The organism is Williamwhitmania sp., from assembly GCA_035529935.1.
GTDB lineage: Bacteria > Bacteroidota > Bacteroidia > Bacteroidales > Williamwhitmaniaceae > Williamwhitmania.
In genome coordinates, this window is record DATKVT010000196.1 from 1 (window position 1) to 20,196 (window position 20,196).

The 20,196-nt window shown below is 42.4% G+C and carries 13 protein-coding genes and 1 rRNA gene; 11 read left to right on the forward strand and 3 right to left on the reverse strand.

What is annotated here, in order from left to right:
* Nucleotides 1-20: 20 nt before the first annotated feature.
* From rrf to VMW01_14895, 4 genes are all read left to right on the forward strand, one after another.
* Nucleotides 21-131: ribosomal RNA gene (rrf, locus tag VMW01_14880) — 5S ribosomal RNA — on the forward strand.
* Nucleotides 132-373: 242 nt separating this feature from the next.
* A complete protein-coding gene (locus VMW01_14885; GenBank protein ID HUW07530.1) occupies nucleotides 374-2,857 on the forward strand; it encodes a Smr/MutS family protein in 2,484 nt (827 codons plus the stop codon).
* Nucleotides 2,858-2,995: 138 nt separating this feature from the next.
* A complete protein-coding gene (locus VMW01_14890) occupies nucleotides 2,996-4,312 on the forward strand; it encodes a hypothetical protein (protein HUW07531.1) in 1,317 nt (438 codons plus the stop codon).
* Nucleotides 4,302-5,234 (forward strand): hypothetical protein, encoded by a 933-nt coding sequence (locus VMW01_14895; GenBank protein HUW07532.1) that lies wholly within the window; start codon nucleotides 4,302-4,304, stop codon nucleotides 5,232-5,234. The genes VMW01_14890 and VMW01_14895 overlap by 11 nt, the downstream gene beginning before the upstream one ends.
* Here VMW01_14895 and VMW01_14900 read toward each other — a convergent pair.
* On the reverse strand, nucleotides 5,223-5,933 hold the full coding sequence (locus VMW01_14900; GenBank protein ID HUW07533.1) for an ATP-binding cassette domain-containing protein: 711 nt from the start codon (nucleotides 5,931-5,933) through the stop codon (nucleotides 5,223-5,225). The genes VMW01_14895 and VMW01_14900 overlap by 12 nt on opposite strands.
* Before the next feature lie 289 nt (nucleotides 5,934-6,222).
* On the opposite strand from VMW01_14900, the gene VMW01_14905 reads away from it, so the two are divergent.
* From VMW01_14905 to gyrB, 3 genes are all read left to right on the forward strand, one after another.
* Nucleotides 6,223-9,294, forward strand: coding sequence for a tetratricopeptide repeat protein (locus VMW01_14905; protein HUW07534.1), 3,072 nt, complete (start codon nucleotides 6,223-6,225; stop codon nucleotides 9,292-9,294).
* 71 nt (nucleotides 9,295-9,365) lie between these two features.
* Nucleotides 9,366-11,009 (forward strand): hypothetical protein, encoded by a 1,644-nt coding sequence (locus tag VMW01_14910; protein HUW07535.1) that lies wholly within the window; start codon nucleotides 9,366-9,368, stop codon nucleotides 11,007-11,009.
* Between the two features lie 151 nt (nucleotides 11,010-11,160).
* Nucleotides 11,161-13,158: a DNA topoisomerase (ATP-hydrolyzing) subunit B gene (gene gyrB, locus VMW01_14915; protein HUW07536.1), complete on the forward strand. Its 1,998-nt coding sequence runs from the start codon at nucleotides 11,161-11,163 to the stop codon at nucleotides 13,156-13,158.
* Between the two features lie 69 nt (nucleotides 13,159-13,227).
* Here gyrB and VMW01_14920 read toward each other — a convergent pair whose 3' ends face one another.
* Nucleotides 13,228-14,361 carry a hypothetical protein gene (locus tag VMW01_14920; GenBank protein ID HUW07537.1) on the reverse strand — a complete coding sequence of 378 codons (1,134 nt, stop codon included), beginning with the start codon at nucleotides 14,359-14,361 and terminating at the stop codon, nucleotides 13,228-13,230.
* Between the two features lie 6 nt (nucleotides 14,362-14,367).
* Nucleotides 14,368-15,120, reverse strand: coding sequence for a hypothetical protein (locus tag VMW01_14925; GenBank protein HUW07538.1), 753 nt, complete (start codon nucleotides 15,118-15,120; stop codon nucleotides 14,368-14,370).
* 205 nt (nucleotides 15,121-15,325) lie between these two features.
* Here VMW01_14925 and VMW01_14930 point away from each other — a divergent pair, with 205 nt between their 5' ends.
* The 4 genes from VMW01_14930 to VMW01_14945 all read left to right on the forward strand — a co-directional run.
* Entirely contained in the window at nucleotides 15,326-17,149 is a 1,824-nt protein-coding gene (locus tag VMW01_14930; GenBank protein HUW07539.1) for a SpoIIE family protein phosphatase, read from the forward strand.
* Between the two features lie 151 nt (nucleotides 17,150-17,300).
* The gene (locus tag VMW01_14935) at nucleotides 17,301-17,840 is read left to right on the forward strand and encodes a hypothetical protein (GenBank protein ID HUW07540.1); all 540 of its coding nucleotides are present in this window, start codon (nucleotides 17,301-17,303) and stop codon (nucleotides 17,838-17,840) included.
* Nucleotides 17,841-17,953: 113 nt separating this feature from the next.
* A complete protein-coding gene (locus tag VMW01_14940; GenBank protein HUW07541.1) occupies nucleotides 17,954-18,508 on the forward strand; it encodes a hypothetical protein in 555 nt (184 codons plus the stop codon).
* 3 nt (nucleotides 18,509-18,511) lie between these two features.
* The coding region (locus VMW01_14945) for a hypothetical protein (GenBank protein HUW07542.1) at nucleotides 18,512-20,196 on the forward strand (1,685 nt) is incomplete at its 3' end.

Genomic DNA, 20,196 nt, shown 5'->3' on the forward strand with positions numbered 1-20,196 from the left:
AGTAAGCGCCCGGAACCGCTTACGGTGGCTATGGCGGCGGGGTACCACCCCTTCCCATTCCGAACAGGGCCGTTAAGCCCGCCAGCGCCGATGGTACTGCCGCAAGGTGGGAGAGTAGGCCGCCGCCGGTTTTTTGTCCCGGGCTCACCTGAGCTCGGGACTTTTTTTTGCCCCATACTCACCAATGCATAAGTCCAGCAGGGTCTCTATCTCCTTTAAACTCCTTCAGGAAAAACTGCAATTTGTCGTTAATAGCAATCCCTTAAATTTCCTGCAATACAGCTTAATGCATTGGATAGACCACTATACCATTCTATGTGTTCATACCATTTGATTTACTAACTTTGTGGCTGAATTGTTAACAAATTGCAAAGTGATATTTCCAGATAATTTTGAAAATAAGCTAGGCTTCGATAAGGTTAGAACAAAAGTTTCGGAACTTTGTAATACTGAAGGAGGTAGAGAAAAACTTGAAGCAATACGTTTCAGCCATTCCTTTGAGGAGGTAGAACAATGGCTTGCGCTTGCAAATGAGATGAAGACCATTATTCTGATGGAGAACACTTTTCCAGGAACTGGTTTTACAGATTTTGCTCATCTAATCAAGCACATCAGGATTGAAGGTACATTTCTAGAAGCGGAAGATCTTTTTAAACTTCGAAACGCATTAAGTGTTGTCCGTAGCCTTGCCATTTTTTTTCGACGCGAAGAGAGTGTCAAATATCCTAAACTTAAAGAATTAGCCCACCCAGTATCTGTATCCCCTACATTAATTGAGCGTATTGACTATGTTGTGACTCGTAACGGTAAGGTTAAGGATAATGCTTCACCTGAGCTGCAAAATATACGCAGAGCAATTTCTGAAAAGCAATCGTTAGTTTCTCGAAGACTTCAATCTATTCTTAAAACCGCACAGGCGGATGGATTAGTTGATGAAGATGCTGCCATCTCGATAAGAGATGGTAGGGCAGTAATCCCTGTGCCTGCTGGCAATAAGCGTAAACTTAAGGGTTTGATTTTAGGAGAATCGGCTACAGGGAAAACTTTTTTTGTAGAGCCAGTGGAGGTAGTTGAATTAAACAATGAGATTCGAGAGTTGGAGTTCGAAGAACGACGCGAAGTTGTTCGAATTTTATCGGACTTGGCTGACTTTATTCGACCTTATATTCCTGAACTTCTTGATGCTGCTGATTTTTTATCTACGATAGATTTTATTCGTGCCAAAGCCCTTTATGCCATTAGGATTGAAGGGGTAATGCCGCTACTTAATAATACTCAAAAAGTTGAGTGGATTAATGCTCGGCATCCATTACTTGAGATGGCTCTACGAAAAGAAAAAAAGACCATCGTGCCGCTTAGCATTACATTGGGAGAGAATGGTCGAATACTAATAATTTCTGGACCAAATGCGGGTGGCAAATCGGTATGTCTTAAAACGGTTGGACTACTGCAGTATATGCTTCAATGTGGCTTTTTGGTTCCAATGTCAGAGAATTCAGAAGTAGGTATTTTCAAACATTTGTTAGTCGATATTGGTGATGAGCAGAGCCTTGAGAACGATCTTAGTACCTATAGCTCACACCTGTTTGCCATGAAGGCGTTCATTCGCCATGCCAGCAAGGAATCACTTGTTCTTATCGACGAATTTGGAACAGGAACAGAGCCATCGCTGGGCGGTGCTATTGCTGAGTCCATTTTGGAACGCTTGTCGGAACAAGGAAGTTGGGGTGTTATTACAACGCATTATACCAACCTAAAGCTGATGGCCGGCAGGGTTGCGGGGATTCAAAATGGTGCAATGCTTTTTGATGTTGTCAATATTCAACCACTTTTTCAGTTGGAAATTGGGAAGCCGGGAAGTTCGTTTGCGTTTGAAATTGCTCATAAGATTGGCTTGCCCGACGATGTTTTGTCGGCAGCACGTGAGAAGGCTGGGACTGCCCATATCGATTTTGAAAAGCAGCTCAGGGCCATCTCCAGAGATAGACACTACTGGGAAGAGAAGAGGGTTGGGGTGAAGAATGCAGAAAAAAAGTTAGAGCAGCTTATTCTGAAATATGAGACTGAACTTACCGATCTTCAAACTCATCGAAAATCGGTTGTTGAGAAAGCAAAACAGGATGCAAAGGAGATTCTCTCTGGTGTAAATCGTCAGATTGAAAACACTATTCGAACCATCAAGGAATCGAATGCAGAGCGAGAGAAAACGAAAGAGGTGCGTCAGGAGTTGGAAACTTTTAGGGCAACGATAGAGGAACCCGGTGCTTCAGCTGACGAGTGGGTTGTAAGGAAGATGGAGCAGCTGAAGGAAAAACAGCGCCGAAAAGTTGATGTTGGGAAAGCACAAATGCCCGTCGACCAAGAGCCAGTCGAATCTAAGGTGGATGCACCCCTTAAAAAAGGAGATAAGGTTCGCTTCAAGGGGCGCGATGCTCTAGGAGAAATTGTTGAAGTTGCTGAAAAAAATATTATTGTTGCCTTTGGCAGCATGCTAACAACCATCGATAGAAAAAAGGTAGAACGAGTAAGCAACAACGAGTATAAGCAAGCAATTAAGCAGGCTAATGCCCCTGTAATAAGCCATGGCGTTGATACCATGAAGAAACGTTTAAATTTTTCACATACAATTGATGTAAGGGGAATGCGCGGCGATGCAGCAATGCAGGCAATACAGGAGTATGTGGATGAAGCCGTTATGCTGGATGTTACCGATGTGAAAATTTTACATGGTAAGGGAAATGGGGTGCTGCGTGAGCTGATCCGCACTTATTTAAAAACCATTCCTGATGTGGCTCACTTTGCCGATGAACAGGCAGAATTTGGTGGCTCCGGTATTACGGTTGTACGATTTAGATAATTATGTTGTTGCTAGCTTAGAGATTTACTCTTTGGTAATTTCTATGGTTATTTATTCACAAGTGCAGACATAGCTGTATCCCATTAATCGCTATCTTTTGGCGGTTATTGGCCAAATAATTTTCAAACAATTGCTGTTATGCTAGTTTATGCTCCACGAATTACACCAAGAATTGAATTTACTTTTAATCTCGTATTAAAGGAGTGGCTGGGCATTGACTATAGACTTACATCTTGTCATTATCTTCTAGAGGATTCACTGGAGAGTAAGTTGTGCTACAGTCCAAAACAGGTTGCAAATGCGTTTTGGGTTAAGCCAAATGGACTATTATTGGAAAAAGATATTCATGAACTTATTCTAGAAACAGAGGGAACTGGTGCTGACTTGGTGCTTTTTCCTGAGCACGACAAGTCGAGTTTTTCTTTCGATATATTTTCGGCAATCTTTTATTTGGTAAGCCGCTACGAGGAGTATTTGCCATTCGAGCCCGATGAGCATGGACGTTTTCCTTCGGCTATGTCTTTTGTTGTAAAAAGTAGCATTCAGGATATTCCCATTGTTGATGTTTGGGTTCAGCAATTTTCGGATGCTTTGAGGCAGAAATTTCCCTTTCTTTCCTTAAGCCGCAATACATGGGGAGGTACTATTCATATTGATATTGACAATGCCTTCGCTCATAAGGGAAAAGGCATGATAAGAACAGGAGGCAAGCTAGCCTTAGCCCTAGGACAGCTGCGGCTGAAAGATTTCACTGAAGTTGCTGGCAGCTCCCTCTGCCTTGCTCACGATCCGTTCGACACATATAATGCCATCCAACAGGAGGTAGTAGCAGAGGATATTTCACTGAAGTGGTTTTTACATGTGGGAAATCTTTCGAAGTTTGACCGGCCAGTGAATTGGCGAAGTAGAGTATTTAAACGGCTAGCTGGGAAGCTATCAAGATCAGGCAATATAGGCATTCATCCTTCATATGGAGTGTTGGACGACCCCGATTTATTGCATCAGGAAGTTGAGCGATTTACCTGCCTTGCTGGAGCAAAGCCCACCTTCTCACGATTTCATTTTCTTCGGTTTCGATTTCCTACATCTTATAGAATGTTGATGAACGAAGGAATAACAGCAGACTTTTCAATGGGTTTTTCCGATAGGGTGGGATATCGTGCAGGTACAACTCGGCCTTTTTCGTTTTTCGATTTAACAACGAATACAGAAGAAGAATTTGCAATTTATCCTTTTGTGGCAATGGATTCAGCGTTAAACTTTCAATTGAAAATGAATCCGTTGGAGGCAATTGAGGAAATTGACAGGCTCCATGCTATTCAGCAGAATACCGGTGGCGATTTTAGTATAGTGTTTCATAATGAGATACTCTCGGATAAAGTGCCTTGGAATAATTGGGGAGTACTATTTAAGGAGGTGGTTGGATTAATGAAAGGCGAAAAAGGTGAGCGTTAGGTTTGTCAAGCATAGTGAAATAGATCACCAAAAGTGGGATGGCTGTATCAATGAGTCAATTAATGGTATTGCCTATGCCTATTCTTGGTATCTCGACGAGGTGTCCGAGGATTGGGATGCTCTTGTTCTCGACGATTATTCGGCTGTAATGCCGTTAACCATGGCGCGAAAATTTGGCGTCTCTTATCTTTATCAACCATTTTTCACGCAGCAGCTTGGGATTTTTTCAACGATAGGGCTCTCCTCCGACATGGTGAATTCCTTTCTAACTTCTATTCCAGCAAAAATTAGGTTGGTAGATATTACCCTAAATACATTCACTAATGCTGAAAAAATTGCGGGTTACAAAATTACTCGGCGTGTTACATATCAACTCGATTTAATTGAGACCTACTCAAGGCTGTATCAGAAGTATGGTAAAAACAATCAACGAAATTTGGCCAAAGCACTCGCTCTTCAAGTTTCAATTGTTCGGGGTGTTGGGGTGTCCGCCTTTTTGTCGTTTACGAGGGAAAATATTAAGGGCGATTTACCTACTAAAGCTATGAGTATAATGGGACGGCTTGTTAGCCGGCTAGTTTCAAATGGACAGGGCGAGGTTTATGGAGCCTATTCTCAGACCAATACCCTTTGTGCTGCCGCACTTTTTGTTCGTTATAGGGGGAAAAGTATTTATCTGTTGGCAACTTCAAGCCAAGAAGGAATTGCCAATCGAGCAATGTTTTTACTCATAGATACTTTTATACAAGAAAATTCGGAAAGTGCAACGGTGCTCGATTTTGAAGGGTCGAGTATACCTGGGGTTGCCAAGTTTTATCAGGGGTTTGGAGCAGTTCCTGTATCATTTCCACACCTCTTTAGGCAGAAACTTCCTCTACTGATGCATTTGGCCTTAAAAGCAAAAAGGCACCTATTCCATTAAGCTGTCAAAGTCGATTTCTGTGGCGATCTGGCTTTCTATCAACTGACCTTTTTCGCATTTGATGGTACGGGCTGGAAATTTCTTCAGAATTCCGTAGTTATGTGTGGCCATAATAATGGCTCTACCAGTTTTGCTAATCTCGAAGAGGAGCTTCATAATATCCTCGGATGTTTCAGGATCAAGATTTCCAGTTGGCTCGTCGGCCAAAATTATTTCAGGGTTATTAAGCAGCGCTCTAGCAATAACTACACGCTGCTGCTCGCCTCCCGAAAGCTGGTGAGGAAGTTTATAATCCTTGTATTTTAGCCCAACTTTTTCGAGAACTTCAGCAATTCGCTGTTTTATTTCGGTCTTGTTTTTCCACCCAGTAGCGCGAAGGGTAAATTGCAAATTGTCATATACTGAACGATCGCTCAGAAGTTGGAAATCCTGAAATACAATGCCCAACTTTCGGCGCAGGTAGGGTATCTGCTTTCGTTTCACCTTGGCAAGATCGATGCCTGCCACTAAAATTGTCCCAATCTTGAGCGGCAACTCCGCGTTGAGCGTTTTAACAAGGCTCGATTTACCGCTACCAACTTTCCCGATAAGGTAAATGAATTCTCCCTTTTCAACGTGGAGGTTAACGTTGGACAGCACAAGGCTGTCGTTCTGAAAAATGGAGGCATTCTTGATTTCAATGATGGTGTCGAGCGACATATTCTTTTTTTTTGTTGCTATGTTTGTTAACCTTACTGAATTATTTTCCAAAAAGAACAATTACTGAATATCGTGGCATTGTGCTGTTCATCATAGATAAAAAGGCCATGGTTGCTCGAAAGATCAACAATTGTGGCCAGTAACTTTTTGTTTATTCTGGAGATTGTTAATTTTGTTGTGCTAAAATTAAAAAATAAAAATGGCAACCATCAGTTTATTTACTGAAAAAGCCTTCCCAATGGTTCCTTTTTCTTATTTTTAGAAAGAATTGCCTAAAACCGATTTATCTATGTCTATATCGAGACGAATTGTTTTCCTGATTGTGCTTTTGGCTATGGGAACTCTGACCTTTGCTCAGCAAACCGCCAGCTATTCCCACCCCGATAAGCTCTTTGATAGAGCAATGAATTTGTTTACGAAGGAGAAGTATGCTGCTGCTCAAAAGCAGTTTGAGCAATCGGCGAAGGCCTACAGCGGGGAGAATACGCAGAAACTCGCCTTGGCTGAGTTCTATAAAGCTCTTTGCTCGGTGCGGCTTTTTAATGATGATGCAGAGTATTTGATTACTACCTTCATAAACACCTTCCCTGAGAATCAGCGTGTAAACCAAGCCTTCTTTGAGTTGGCTAAGCTGCGCTATCGGCAGGAGCGCTATGCCGATGCAATCCTTTGGTTCGATAAGGTTGATAATAATGGACTGTCAGCAGACGATAGGGCGGAATTCTTTTTCAAATTGGGCTACTCCTGCTTCTCTGTGGGCAACATGGATAGAGCGCTGCAATCATTCTTCGAAATTAAGGATACCGACAATAAGTTTAACTCTCCTGCCACCTATTACTATTCGCATATTGCCTATCTCCAGCATAACTATGCTACAGCCTTGAAGGGGTTTGAACGGCTGAAGGAGGATGAGGTTTTTGCTCCGCTGGTACCCTACTATATTGTTGAGATTTATTTTCTTCAGAAGGATTATCAAAAGGTTATTGAATATGGTCCAAAAATTTTGGATAATGCCTCCGAAAAGAGAGCTCCAACTATTGCTCGATTTATTGGCGAGTCATATTATAGAACAAAGCAGTATTCTGAAGCTTTACCCTACCTTGAGAAATTTTTAAATGGGACAAAAAACCCTAGCCGTGACGACAGCTACCTGGTTGGAATTGTTTACTACAAGGCTGGTGACTATGCCAAGGCCGCACCCCTTCTCGAGAAGGCAACGGCAGGCGAGGATACATTAAGCCAGAATGCATACTATAACTTGGCCGATTGCTATCTTAAGCTGGATGATAAGAGCAAGGCACGGAACGCATTTTCCATGGCTGCCAAGTACGATTTTGATCCGGTGATTAAGGAGGATGCACTTTTTAACTTTGCCAAGATTACCTACGGCATGTTTTATTCCCCTTTCAACGAGGCAATTGATGCATTAAACCAATATATTAAGGAGTATCCCAATACTGACCGCACCGACGAAGCTTATCATTATCTTACAATTGCCTATACCAATACCAAAAACTATAAAGGTGCATTGGCGGCTGTGCTACAAATTAAACATCGCGACCCAACTATTAATGCAGCATTGCAAAAGGTTGCCTACTATAGAGGGCTTGAACTATTCCAAAACCTAAACTTTAAAGAAGCTGTCGAAAAGTTTACATTGTCGCTAGACAACCAATCATACGACAAAGCCATTTCTGCCGAAGCCCTTTACTGGAGAGGGGAGGCCTACTACCGGTTGGGAGAGTATACTAAAGCTCAGGCGGACTATAGCCAGTTTGTACTTAGCCCGGGTGCGTTTACCTCACCTGAGTTTAACATGGCTCACTACGACCTTGGCTACACCTGCTTTAAGCTTAATGATTTTGAAAACGCCATTGTTTGGTTCCGAAAATATCTTTCGTTTGCCTCCAATGCTAAGGACCGGTTCCTCGGTGATGCCTACAACCGCACAGGCGATTCCTACTTTATGCTTCGCCGGTTTTGGCTAGCTATAGACTACTATGATAAATCGGTGCAAACGAGACTTTACGATCCTGATTATGCACAATTTCAACGTGGTTTTTCGTTGGGCCTTCTCGATCGTCCTGAGAAGAAACGTGAATCGCTCGTTATGTTGCTCGATAGCTTTCCCACATCACCTTACATAGACGATGCTCTTTACGAACTTGGACGCACAAGTCAACTTTTACAAGATACTGCAAGTGCCAAGAAGTATTTTGACAGGTTGATTGCTGAGTACCCTGGCAGTAGTTACTACGTAAAGACATTAGTAGAAATGGGACTCTTGAGCTATAATGCAGGAGATAACGATAAAGCGCTTGAATACTATCAGCGAGTTATTGAAGATTTTCCAAATACTTCGGAGGCCAAGAATGCCCTTCTGGGAATAAAGAACATTTACGTTGATAGAAATGATGTGGAGGCATACTTTGAGTATACCAAAAAGTTAGGTTCGTTTGCCTCTGTGAGTGAAGCAGAGCGAGATTCGCTGACATACCTTAGTGCAGAAAAATTATACATGGCTGGCGATTGCGATAAATCCTCTGCTAGTTTCAAGAAATACCTTGAGGAGTTTTCGAATGGAGGCTTTGTGCTCAATGCCACCTATTACCTCGGTGATTGCGCCATGAGAAGCCAAAACTACACAGATGCCTTGAACTACTTTACTGTAGTTGCGAGCAAGCCAAGAAGTCCATTTACAGAACAGGCGCTTTTGGGTGCTGGTGCTGCCTCGTTTTCCTTAGAAAAATATGACGAGGCATATAAGTTCTACCAGCAGTTGGAAAATCAAGCAGAGCTAAAGCAAAATTTATTGGAGGCGAGGGCAGGAATGCTTCGAAGCGCAGTAAAAGAACAAAAGTTTGAGGATGTAGTTGCTGCTGCTGATAAGTTGATTGCCACAGAGAAAGTTTCGGATGAGATGGTCAGAGAGGCACATTTCGACAAGGCAAAGGCATTGCTTGCTCTTGGGAAACTTGATCTAGCATTCGACCAGTTTGCCATTGTTGCCCAAAGCGTAAAAAATGTCGAGGGTGCTGAGTCCAAGTTTCATATGGCTGATATTTTATTCCAACAGGGTAAATTTGATCAGGCAGAGCAGGAAGTTTTCTCATTTGCCGAAAAGAATACCCCTCACCAATATTGGATGGCAAAAAGTTTTATTCTGCTTGCCCAAGTTTATGTAAAGAAGAATGACATTTTCCAAGCTAAGGCTACTCTGCAAAGCGTGATAGATGGGTACACCAATAGTTCGGATGGAATTATTGATACGGCATCGGCCATGCTTGTTGAACTGGTGAAGAAGGAAAAGGAGACACTAAAACCCTCTACCGCTGATACCGAACTAATTAAAATGCCTTAGTCATGGTTCCTGTAAAATTAGCACTTAATAATATTGAACACATGGGGTTCGTCCATAAAAATAGAAAGGTTATGAGGTTGAAGCACAGTGTTGTATTGCTTTTCGGCATTTTCGCCTCGTTTTCCGCGTTGGCGCAGAACACACTCAATAAGGAGGTGCAGGTTGTAAGAGCATATGAACCTGTTCTTTCCGACGCCTTTAAAATTAATCTTCTGCCAGCCATTAACGATACGGTTCGACAGCTTCCAAACCTATCCTATTCCATTATTCCGAAGGTTGCTAATACGCAATTTAGAGTGTCGCCCATGCCCGCGGCTAAACTTATTGGTGAACCGATTTCGGAAATTACGCCTTATTACGTAAAACTTGGATTTGGAACAACGCTGTCTCCATTAATTGAAGCCTACTATGGCAGCTTACGGCAGGATGATTTATCATACGGTGGTTTTTTTCGGCACTTTTCCTCGGCAGGAAAGGTTAAGCTCGATAATGGTAGAAAGGAGAAGGTGCTGGAGTCGGAGAGTGAAGCCGGATTTTACGGAAAGAAAATATTTCAGACATCAGCTTTTGAAGGTGGCGTTTTCTACAAGCGAAACCGATATACTTTTTATGGGGCCGATCCAACTTATACCGGTGACCTAGGTGGAGATTCTTTGCGGCAGGTGAGTCATCGGTTTGGTGTTGACCTAGCGCTGCACTCTCTCTATACCGATTCAACCCATTTTAACTATGCTGGTAGGGTTGGATATACCTACTTTGGTGATAAGTTTTCCATGACAGAGAATAACTTGGATATTCTGGTGTCGGGCAATAAGTTTTTTGAGCAGCAGCGTATTGGCGGCGAAGTGGAGATCATTCACATTGCCAAAAGCAGCGACCTGAGTGCTAACCCCAATTCCATATTTCGCATTGCACCGTGGATGGGCGTTTTTGGTGCCGACTGGAGAGCGAAGGCTGGGGTTAATATGGTATCCGATAGTTGGGGTGGCAAGAGCGATGTTTTTATCTATCCTCTTGGTGAACTTTCGTATGATGTAATTAGCCATTACTTTATTCCCTACATAAGCATTGGTGGGAAATTGGAGGTTAATAGCTATGAAAAAATCATGGCTGAAAATCCCTATATTATGCCAGGCCTCAACGTTAGAAATACTAACCATAAGTTTATTTTTGAGGCTGGTTTAAAAGGTAAGTTTTCCTCTTCTGTCTCCTTTAACGTGGCTGGATCCTATTCACTCTCCGATAGTCTCTACTTCTTTGTCAATAACTTTAGTGAAAATCCCAGCAAATTTGGTGTGCTGTACGATAATGCTCAAGTGACTCACTTCTTTGGTGAGTTGGTGGTGGGCGTTCAGCAGCACTTTAGCCTTATGGGTAGGGGAGAGGTTACACGTTATGCAATGGATAAGCTTGCCAAACCATGGCAAAAACCCGGCTGGGAGGTTACCGTATCAGCCCTGGGCAACTTTAAAGAAAAACTCTATATTAAGGGTTCCTTGGTAGCAGTCGGTGATAGGTATGCATTGGCAGAAAATGGTGACGCTATAAGATTGGATCCCTACGCTGACCTTAGCCTTGGATTTGAGTACCGAATGAGTAGCTCTTTTTCTCTCTACCTCGACTTTAACAACATTCTTGGGAAGAGCTACTATCAATGGTATCGATACTCCACCTATGGCTTTAATGCGTTAGCTGGAATAACCCTGTCGTTCTAGGCAAATTTTGTTGAAAAGTTTCTGTAAACAAGGTTAAAAAGTGAACCTAAAATAGGTTTTTTTTGCTATCTTTGATGGCTTTGAAATAATAATTAATAGTTGAAAGTCAGTTTATTGCATCTTGTGCGACTGACGTAAAGGAGAGTCTTCAATGAGTAGTGTCGAAAACGAAATGAATCACGAAAACGGTGGGTCGACAAATGGGTCGAACGGAAACTATTCAGCCGACAGTATACAGGTGCTTGAGGGGCTCGAAGCTGTTCGCGTGCGTCCATCGATGTACATTGGCGATGTAGGTCCAAGGGGATTGCATCATCTGGTTTATGAGGTGGTGGATAATTCAATCGACGAAGCACTCGCCGGATACTGCTCCACCATTGATGTTATAATAAACGAGGATAATTCCATTTCAGTAGTCGATAACGGACGTGGAATTCCCGTTGACTTGCACGAAAAGGAGCAGAAATCTGCACTTGAGGTTGTTATGACTGTGTTGCATGCCGGTGGAAAATTTAACAAGGAAAGCTATAAAGTTTCCGGTGGATTGCATGGAGTAGGTGTTTCCTGTGTTAATGCGCTATCGATAAAGTTGGTTGCCGAAATTCATCGTGATGGCAAGATCTACCGTCAGGAATACAGCAAGGGAAAACCGTTGGCTGATGTTCACGTGGTGGGGGAAACAGACCATACTGGTACCACCATTGTTTTTATGCCGGACGACTCCATCTTCTCGGTTATTGAGTTCAATTTTGAGGTGTTAGCCAGCAGGCTAAGAGAGTTGGCATATCTCAATAAGCGTATTCGGTTAACCATTACCGATATGCGGGAAACTGAGGAAGTTGATGGTGTAGAGCGTTTTCGACGTGAGGAATTTTACTCCGAAACGGGCCTAGTTCAGTTTCTAGAATTTTTAGATGCAACTCGAGAAAAGTTAATCGAGAAGCCAATTGCCTTCGAAACCGATAAAAATGGTATTCCGGTTGAGGTTGCCATTCATTACAATACGAGTTTTACCGAGAATGTTCACTCCTACGTAAATAACATAAACACTATTGAGGGCGGAACGCACCTTACCGGTTTCCGACGTGGGTTGACTCGTACTCTTAAAAAGTATGCTGAAGATAGCGGTATGTTGCAAAAGTTGAAGTTCGAAATCAATGGTGACGACTTTCGCGAGGGGCTTACTGCCATTATTTCTGTAAAGGTTGCTGAACCTCAGTTTGAGGGGCAAACGAAAACAAAGCTTGGTAATTCTGATGTTTCCCTTGCAGTGGATCAGGCTATTAGTACAGCCCTAACCAACTATTTAGAGGAAAATCCCAAGGATGCTCGGATTATTGTTCAAAAAGTAATTTTAGCTGCAACTGCCCGACATGCTGCCCGAAAGGCGCGTGAGATGGTGCAACGTAAAACTGTGCTTTCTGGATCCGGATTGCCAGGAAAGTTGGCTGACTGCTCTGAGAAAGATCCTGCTATCTGCGAGATATTTTTTGTAGAGGGAGACTCTGCAGGTGGAACAGCTAAGCAAGGCCGCGACAGGAAATTTCAAGCTATTATGCCACTGAGAGGAAAAATCCTTAACGTGGAAAAGGCCATGTTGCATAAGATTTTCGAGAACGAGGAGATAAAAAATATATTTACCGCACTTGGGGTTACCATTGGAACAGAGGAGGATAGCAAGGCATTGAATCTTTCACGCATTCGATACCACAAGGTTATTATTATGACCGATGCCGACGTGGATGGTAGCCATATTGCCACCCTTATTATGACTTTCTTTTTCCGCTACATGAACGACCTTATTAAGGAGGGATACCTTTACATTGCCACGCCTCCTCTCTATTTAATTAAGAAAGGTAAGGATGAGCGTTATTGTTGGAACGAAGAGGAGCGTGTAAAGTTGGTTGAAGAGCTAGGTAAAGGTAAAGAGGGTAGCGTGCATATTCAAAGGTATAAAGGTTTGGGAGAAATGAACGCTGAGCAGCTCTGGTCAACCACCATGAATCCCGAAATGCGCACTTTACGTCAGGTTAATATCACCAGCGCTGCCGAAGCCGATCGTATTTTTTCGATGCTGATGGGCGATGAAGTTCCTCCACGCAGGGAGTTTATTGAGAAGCACGCGAAGTATGCCAAGATTGATATTTAGATCATATATGACGACGATAAAAAAAGGGTGGCATTGGCCACCCTTTTTTTATTATAAATGAAATTTGCCCTACTTGCTTGTTTGGACATTAAGTTTTCGATGGTATAAAATCTCACCGTTGATGTAATAGGCTGCTTCTGTAATTTGGCCATTATGATTATACGCTTTCCATACACCGTTTTCGACTCCGTTTATCATTGTACCCTCTGATTTTAGCGATCCATTCTTGTAGAAATATTGCCAAAACCCTTCTTCTTTCCCGTTGTAATAGTTACCAATTTGCTTAATGGTTCCATCTTCGTTGAATACGCTCCAACTATTTGAAAGAACTCCCTTGCTGAACCATCCTCGAGAAAAAATTGTTCCAGATGGGTAATACGCAATCCATATGCTGTCCTTTACTCCATTGCGGTAAATTCCTCTTTCTGCAAGTAGCCCGTTGGGAAAAAACTCTAGGGAACAACCATTGAGCGTATCATTGTGGTAGGTGTTCATCACCATCTTATTCCCGGTATCATAGTAGCCGGACAGTTTGCCAGTAATTTTCCCTTCTATATTATAAGGTACCGTGCGTTGAACTTTTCCATTTGGAAAATAGTATTTAACAGTATCTTGCCAAAGACCATGGTTTTTTATGCCTGACGATTTTAGTTCGCCATCGGGATAGAATTCCTCGGTAGTTCCCGTAGCCTGTCCGTTAAGCATGTTGATTTTTATCTTGACCTTGCCGTTGTCGTAGTAGGACTCCTGTGTTCCATTCAGGCGACCATATTGGTAGCATGCCCTTTCACTTACCACTTTGGTGGGATAATAGCTTGTGACAATGCTGTCGGGCAGTCCGTTTTTAAATTTGCCGTTTTGTATAAGTGAATTGTTCTCTGCAATAATTTTAAACCACCCGTTCTTTTTTCCATTTTCAAAGTGCCATATGGACTTTAGGAAACCGTTTTCGTAGTAGGTGAGCCATTCTCCAACCAGTAGGTTGTCTTTGTATTCTCCCTCCTGCATCGGTTTCCCTGTTTTGAAAAAATAGGTATAATGGCCATGCTTTATGGTATCGCTGTTTTCCACATAGCCAAAGTATTGCTCTTTAGCCGATCCTCCAGGGTAGGTTGTTTCAAATCGCTGAATTACCTGCCCTTCTAATGGAGAAAAAAATCCTCCTCCTGAAATCAGAAGGAGGAGTAAAGTAGTTCTAACCATATCTTACTACTTAATGTCGATGGTGATCTGTGTCCCTTCAAGGTTGCTCTTGCTGCCATAATCAACAACTGCGGCAAGGGCATACTGCCCGGGAGGTATATTACTAGGTATCTCAAGCACCACATCTCTGGTCGATTTTGGATAAGTTTCCACCTCAATGGGGGGGTATTGCTTTTCTTCGGCCGTTTTAATATCCGATAGAATAAGGTAAACCTTGCAGGTATTTATTTTCTCACCCAGATTATCTAAGGTTACTACATATTTCTTAACCTTGTCGTTATCGGATGGAATTTCTTTTAGGTTGTATACCTTAACAAGGTCGTTTGTGTTCGATTTTGGGGTTTGAAAAACTTGAACTACAATTCTACCGGTAACCATTAGTCCGGTATTAACCGCCTTGTCGGCTCCGAAGGCCGTTTGCTCCTTTGCCGGTTGAATATAAAGCAGGCACCATGCTGATGAGGCTTCGCTGGTTGGGACCAGAATGGTTACAGAAACTGTCCTTTCCTCGCCGGGGTTTAGGTCAAAAAAGGAGGGGTTAATGTTCAGCCAATTGGCACACGACCTTCTGGTGGTGTTAGGTGGCAACATTTTTTTATCACCATTCTCGGAAGGAACGAAATCGCCTAGGCTAACCAGCATGGATATTTTTGAGTTCCCGTGGTTTTTAATGGAGATGGTTTTTGTTTGATTTTCACCCGGTTCGGCAGAAAAATATAGCTTAACAGGTGAAACTTCAAAGTCCTGACTTTTAGCCATTCCGATGAAACTAAAAAAACAAATAGTAAAAATTAAACTACTTTTGATAAAGGACGACTTCATGGTGTTAATATTTCTGCTAAATTTAGGTATTATTTCGTAATTTTCGCATGGCTTTTTAGCGTACATATCAAATTTGACATTTGTGGTTCACTTGGGAAAAGTTAGACGTCGATATATTTTATTGGTAGTCACAGCATTTTTTATGCTGCTGTTCCACTTAGTAAGTGCGCAAGAACTTCATCTGCTCTCGCCCGATCAAAAGGCTCAAGTGGATAAGTATAAGGAGTTGGTCTCCCGTTATTCCAATGCTGGTAATACGCAGCAAGCTGCCTTTTACTTAAACAAGATTGCATTTATATATTGGGAAAACGGTTCGCTGCGGGATGCGGCTGACAATTTTATGAAATCGATTCCCTTAAATGAAAAGATAGGAAACCTCAATGATATTAAGTCTATTTACAGCAATGTTGGCTTAATATATTCCGACCTGAATAAAATAGACCAAGCTCAAGATGCCTTTGAAAAGAGTTTGGATGTACGGCGAAAAATTGGTGATAAATCGGAAATATCTGCTGGACTAATTGACCTTGCCTACATCCTAATTGTTCAAAAAAAGTATGAACAAGCCATAAAGTATTTGGAGGAGGCATTGGATATTGCCACCCAAATCGATAACCCTCGCTTGATACTTAATGCCTGTCGGTTACTAAGTAGTGCCTACGATTCACGCGGAATGGTTTCCAAGGCTAAGGAATATGAGGATAAGTACTTGTCGTACCAGCGGTTGCTTCAATCGCAGTCGGTAAAGCAGGAATACGAGGAAAAGGTGGGTAAAACCATGGCCCAAACTGAGCGCGAGCGCATGGAAAAGAGGGCAAAGCAGCTGGAACTCGATCTGCAGAAGTTGAAGTCGATGGCAGCACAGGACTCCCTAGGTCGAGTTGTAAGTGCCACTGAGGATTCACTGCGTGAAGCCGAGCGGTTGAGCAGGGAACGTCAGCTGGAGATAGGCCTACTAAACAAGGAGAAGGCCATTAAGGAACTTGCGCTCAAGGAGAAGGAGGCTGTGGCTAAAAATCAGATGTTGATTATCTATTCTGGTTTAGGAGGTATGGTTCTCTTAATAGCTTTGGCTCTGGCCATGCTTAATGGATACCGTAATAAAAAGAGAGCAAACGATAGGTTGGAGAATCAGAACAGGGAGATTGGAGCCCAGCGTGACCAGATTCGAAAGCAAAACGAAAATATTACAAAGAGTATAAACTATGCCCAGGGTATTCAGCGTGCCCTGTTGCCTCCACAGGAGACCTTGGTGGGATTTATTGAGGAGTCCTTTATTTACTTCCGCCCAAGAGACTTGGTGAGTGGCGACTACTATTGGTTTAGTCCAATTATTACAGGTGACGATCACTACGAACCGGGAAAGGGAAAGTTTGCCATTGCTGCCATTGACTGCACAGGTCACGGCGTGCCCGGTGCTTTCCTGTCGATGATTGGTTATAACCTTCTAAATGAAATTATTCGTTCAAATATTCATACCCCAAATTTGATTCTCCAAAAGTTGAATCAGGAGATTCGTCGGGCATTGCGTCAGGACGAAACCGACAACCGCGATGGTATGGATATGGCCATATGCGTGGTCGATTTGGACAACAAGGTGCTTGAGTATGCTGGGGCAAAAAATCCTTTAGTATACATCAAGAATGGGGAGTTGGTAAGGATAAAGGGTGACAAGGAGCCGGTGGGTGGATTCCATACCGACCAGATTCGAACATATACCAACCATGTAATTCCAATCGACGCACCTACTTCATTTTATCTGTTCTCCGATGGCTATGCCGATCAATTTGGAGGTCCTGAAGGGCGAAAGGTGATGCTGAAAGGGTTTCAGGAGATGCTCCTAGAGAACCATCAGAAACCGATGGAGGAGCAGAAGGAGATATTAAAGAGCCATTTAGTTAGTTGGATTGGAAGCGACTATAAGCAGGTGGACGACGTTTTGGTCATGGGATTTAAACTTTCGTAAAAAAGTTGTATCTTTTTCTTTTAATAACAGTTAATAATTTATATTTGTGTTACGAAGTTGCATTAACTATTTTTTCGGAATATTACTTAAAACCCAGGTTATGAAAAAAGTTTTACTCGGTCTCTTTATACTTATTGGAGGCCAAACTGTCATGGCACAGCCAATACAGGATAACGCTGTTATTCCAGTAAGCGTTACCTTAAATTCGATTCTACGACTTACCGTTGTTACGGGTGGGAATATCGAATTTGTTGTAAATACCATCGACCAATACACTTCTGGTATCGTTAATGGTGCAAGGTACACCACCAACTTCACCGTTTCTTCTTCTGTGGATTTTGACGTTGAGATGTCTACTGAGGATGCATCCTTCTTAGGAACAGATAATCCAACAAGTACCATGCCGTTAAATAACGTCGGCTACACCGTTGTCGCAAATGCTGCTGCATCAGGAGCAGACCCTGCAAATTGGGCCTTGTCTACAATAACTGGTTTATCACAAGCTGCTAATAAAATTGTGACAGGTGTTCTTAATGCCTCGGCTGGTAGTGCAGATCAGAATAATTTTGATATTCAGTGGGAAATGGGTACAAGTGCTGGTGGTGGTATGAATGCTCAAAGTTTACTGCAGCAGAGTATTTCACCCGATAGGTATGTGACGAGCGTATACTTACAACTTATAGGTAAGTAAATCAATGAATTGGCGCAGGTAAGAGTCAGGTATCGATTTGGCTACCTGACTCTTCTTGCGTTTTTACCAATTAATTCATTGACAACCTGATTTTACCAAGGGTATTTTGAGCTATGAAGAAGTACAGCCTCTTAAATTCTGTTTTAATTATTTTTCTCTCCCTGATATCGCTATCATTGAAGGGACAAAATAATGTAACTTCAAGGGTAAGGGTTGTATCTGGAGGAACTATATCTTTCTACTTTAATACTTTAGGAAAGTATAAGAGTGGCCTTACCCTTACCGATTGGACACGGCTAAACGTATACTTTAACGATACTATTGCCGGGGGGGGAGCTAACCCCGCTGGTCATGGGTGGCGGTTGTTGGTAAGAGCCGATGATAATGGTATCGTTGCCGATGGTGGTTCTCCATCACTCTCTTTAAGTTCCATAATACTAACAACTACTATTAGTTTTGGAGTCCCAATTGCTCCCGCCCCTGTTACGCTTAGTGCCTCCGACCAAGTTTTGGTGCAGGATGATACTCCCATAGTAAATGTCAATGAAGAAATTGTGATTAGTTATGCGATAGGAACAACCAATAACCCACCAAATTCGCCATATCTTGGAAAGCCGGCCGATTACTATACCGTCAATTTGGTGTTTACGCTTGAACCTCTACCATAAATTATGCAAGGAAGGGTTGCTTTTTGGGTCACTTTATTTTTTCTAGTCATTGCAGTAGGTCACAATGAGGCCTACGGGCAGTACTATCTATTTCGGTCCGACGATCCCTCCAAAGCTGATGTATCCTTTGTTAAGCATGCCATTGAAGCCAAAGCAAACTCCTCAGTCTTCAACGTTGTAAAAATTGTTAATCCCACCAACTCAGTTCAAACTTATCGTCTTACCCTTACCGTGCCTGAAGGTTGGTCAGTGTTGGGGGAGCCTATTCAGGAACTCACTCTAGCTAGTCACGACTCCGTATTAGTCCCTGTTCGAGTTGCAGTTGCCTCCTCTGCACGCGGTGAAATAGGTTATTCCATAATAGCCTCCATATCTGACATAAAGGGAAATTTAATAAAGACGGAATACTCGTTTGTTAAGATTCCTAGTGAGCGAAATCTGCGCGTAAGATTGCTTAATCGAATTGTATATTTTGATAAAAAAACCACCTCTGCCACATTTCGCATTAAGGCGGAAAATCACGGAAATAGAAATGAACTGATTTATTTCAACTTTCTTGGTGATCGAAACATTGTAATTGGGGAATCTGACCTCGATGTATACAATACTGACTTGAGCCTACCGCCCTATACCGATTCAATCATTACCCTTAGTGTTAAATTAAGGGATGGCTTTCAAACAAGCGGTAAGGATTTGTATGCACTCAACATGCATGCATCTACCCTGGATACTTCTTTCAATGGAACTGTTTGGTTTCGCTATCTTGAGAATAAATATGAAGGGCAGATCCCGGAATCTCAGAAAGTTCTTGTGGTAGAGTTAACTGGTCAGGGTCTATTTAATTCCATATACACCCCTAACTATATTGCCACATTATATGGAACAATTCTGCTCAATAATGGTTCTGACCTTTACTACTACTATCGTAATAAAGGATCTCAGACTAAGGATGATTTTTACCGATATAACAGAATGTTTCTTGGTTTCCGCAATGAATATTTAAATTTAAAGGTTGGGGATATTACTACTACTCTTGAGGCAAGTATGTATGGAAGGGGTGCAGAGGTGAAGGTGTCTGTCGGAAATAATACCATTCATGCTATTGGAACAAGTGACATGCGTCAACCCAAGCAGAATGGAGGGGTAGAGGTAGTTCATACTTTCAAAAAAATAGGTGCTGTTCGAATTGGTGGGGCCACTAATCTTGATGATACACAGAAGGAGACAGGAACTCTTGGGTTTGTGGGCGCAACGATAACCAGTTTAAAGAATCAGAGCTTAAATTTCATGGTTGGGGCCTCTCAAAATAAGTTCCGGTTCGACTCCTCCTTTACTAAGTTGGGGGTGGGTTACGAGCTGAATTACATGCTGAATAAAGGGAAAGTTTACTTAAATCTTCGGAATAAGTATGGATCTGGCGAATATACTGGGGTATATAGAGGGCGGTTTGATCTGATAGGATTAGGAATTGTTCAGTTGACTGAAAAGTCAGCCATAGACTTTAACCTGTTTGACCTACGATACGATCCAGCTGTCTATGTTAATGGAGTGCTTCAAGCCGACAAATTTTCGAATGTGCAGCAATTGCAGGCATATTTTCGCCACAGCTTTACTCCTCGATTAATTGTGTATGGCGGGCCGGGGCTGGATAATGCATGGTCAAACAACTTTGCCGCATTATCGGGCGA

Coding starts and splice junctions, on each gene's coding strand:
- VMW01_14935 (HUW07540.1), top strand. CDS start 17,301: ATGGCACAGCCAATACAGGATAACGCTGTTATTCCAGTAAGCGTTACC.
- VMW01_14890 (HUW07531.1), top strand. CDS start 2,996: ATGCTAGTTTATGCTCCACGAATTACACCAAGAATTGAATTTACTTTT.
- VMW01_14905 (HUW07534.1), top strand. CDS start 6,223: ATGTCTATATCGAGACGAATTGTTTTCCTGATTGTGCTTTTGGCTATG.
- VMW01_14910 (HUW07535.1), top strand. CDS start 9,366: ATGAGGTTGAAGCACAGTGTTGTATTGCTTTTCGGCATTTTCGCCTCG.
- VMW01_14930 (HUW07539.1), top strand. CDS start 15,326: ATGCTGCTGTTCCACTTAGTAAGTGCGCAAGAACTTCATCTGCTCTCG.
- gyrB (HUW07536.1), top strand. CDS start 11,161: ATGAGTAGTGTCGAAAACGAAATGAATCACGAAAACGGTGGGTCGACA.
- VMW01_14900 (HUW07533.1), bottom strand. CDS start 5,933: ATGTCGCTCGACACCATCATTGAAATCAAGAATGCCTCCATTTTTCAG.
- VMW01_14940 (HUW07541.1), top strand. CDS start 17,954: ATGAAGAAGTACAGCCTCTTAAATTCTGTTTTAATTATTTTTCTCTCC.
- VMW01_14920 (HUW07537.1), bottom strand. CDS start 14,361: ATGGTTAGAACTACTTTACTCCTCCTTCTGATTTCAGGAGGAGGATTT.
- VMW01_14925 (HUW07538.1), bottom strand. CDS start 15,120: ATGGCTAAAAGTCAGGACTTTGAAGTTTCACCTGTTAAGCTATATTTT.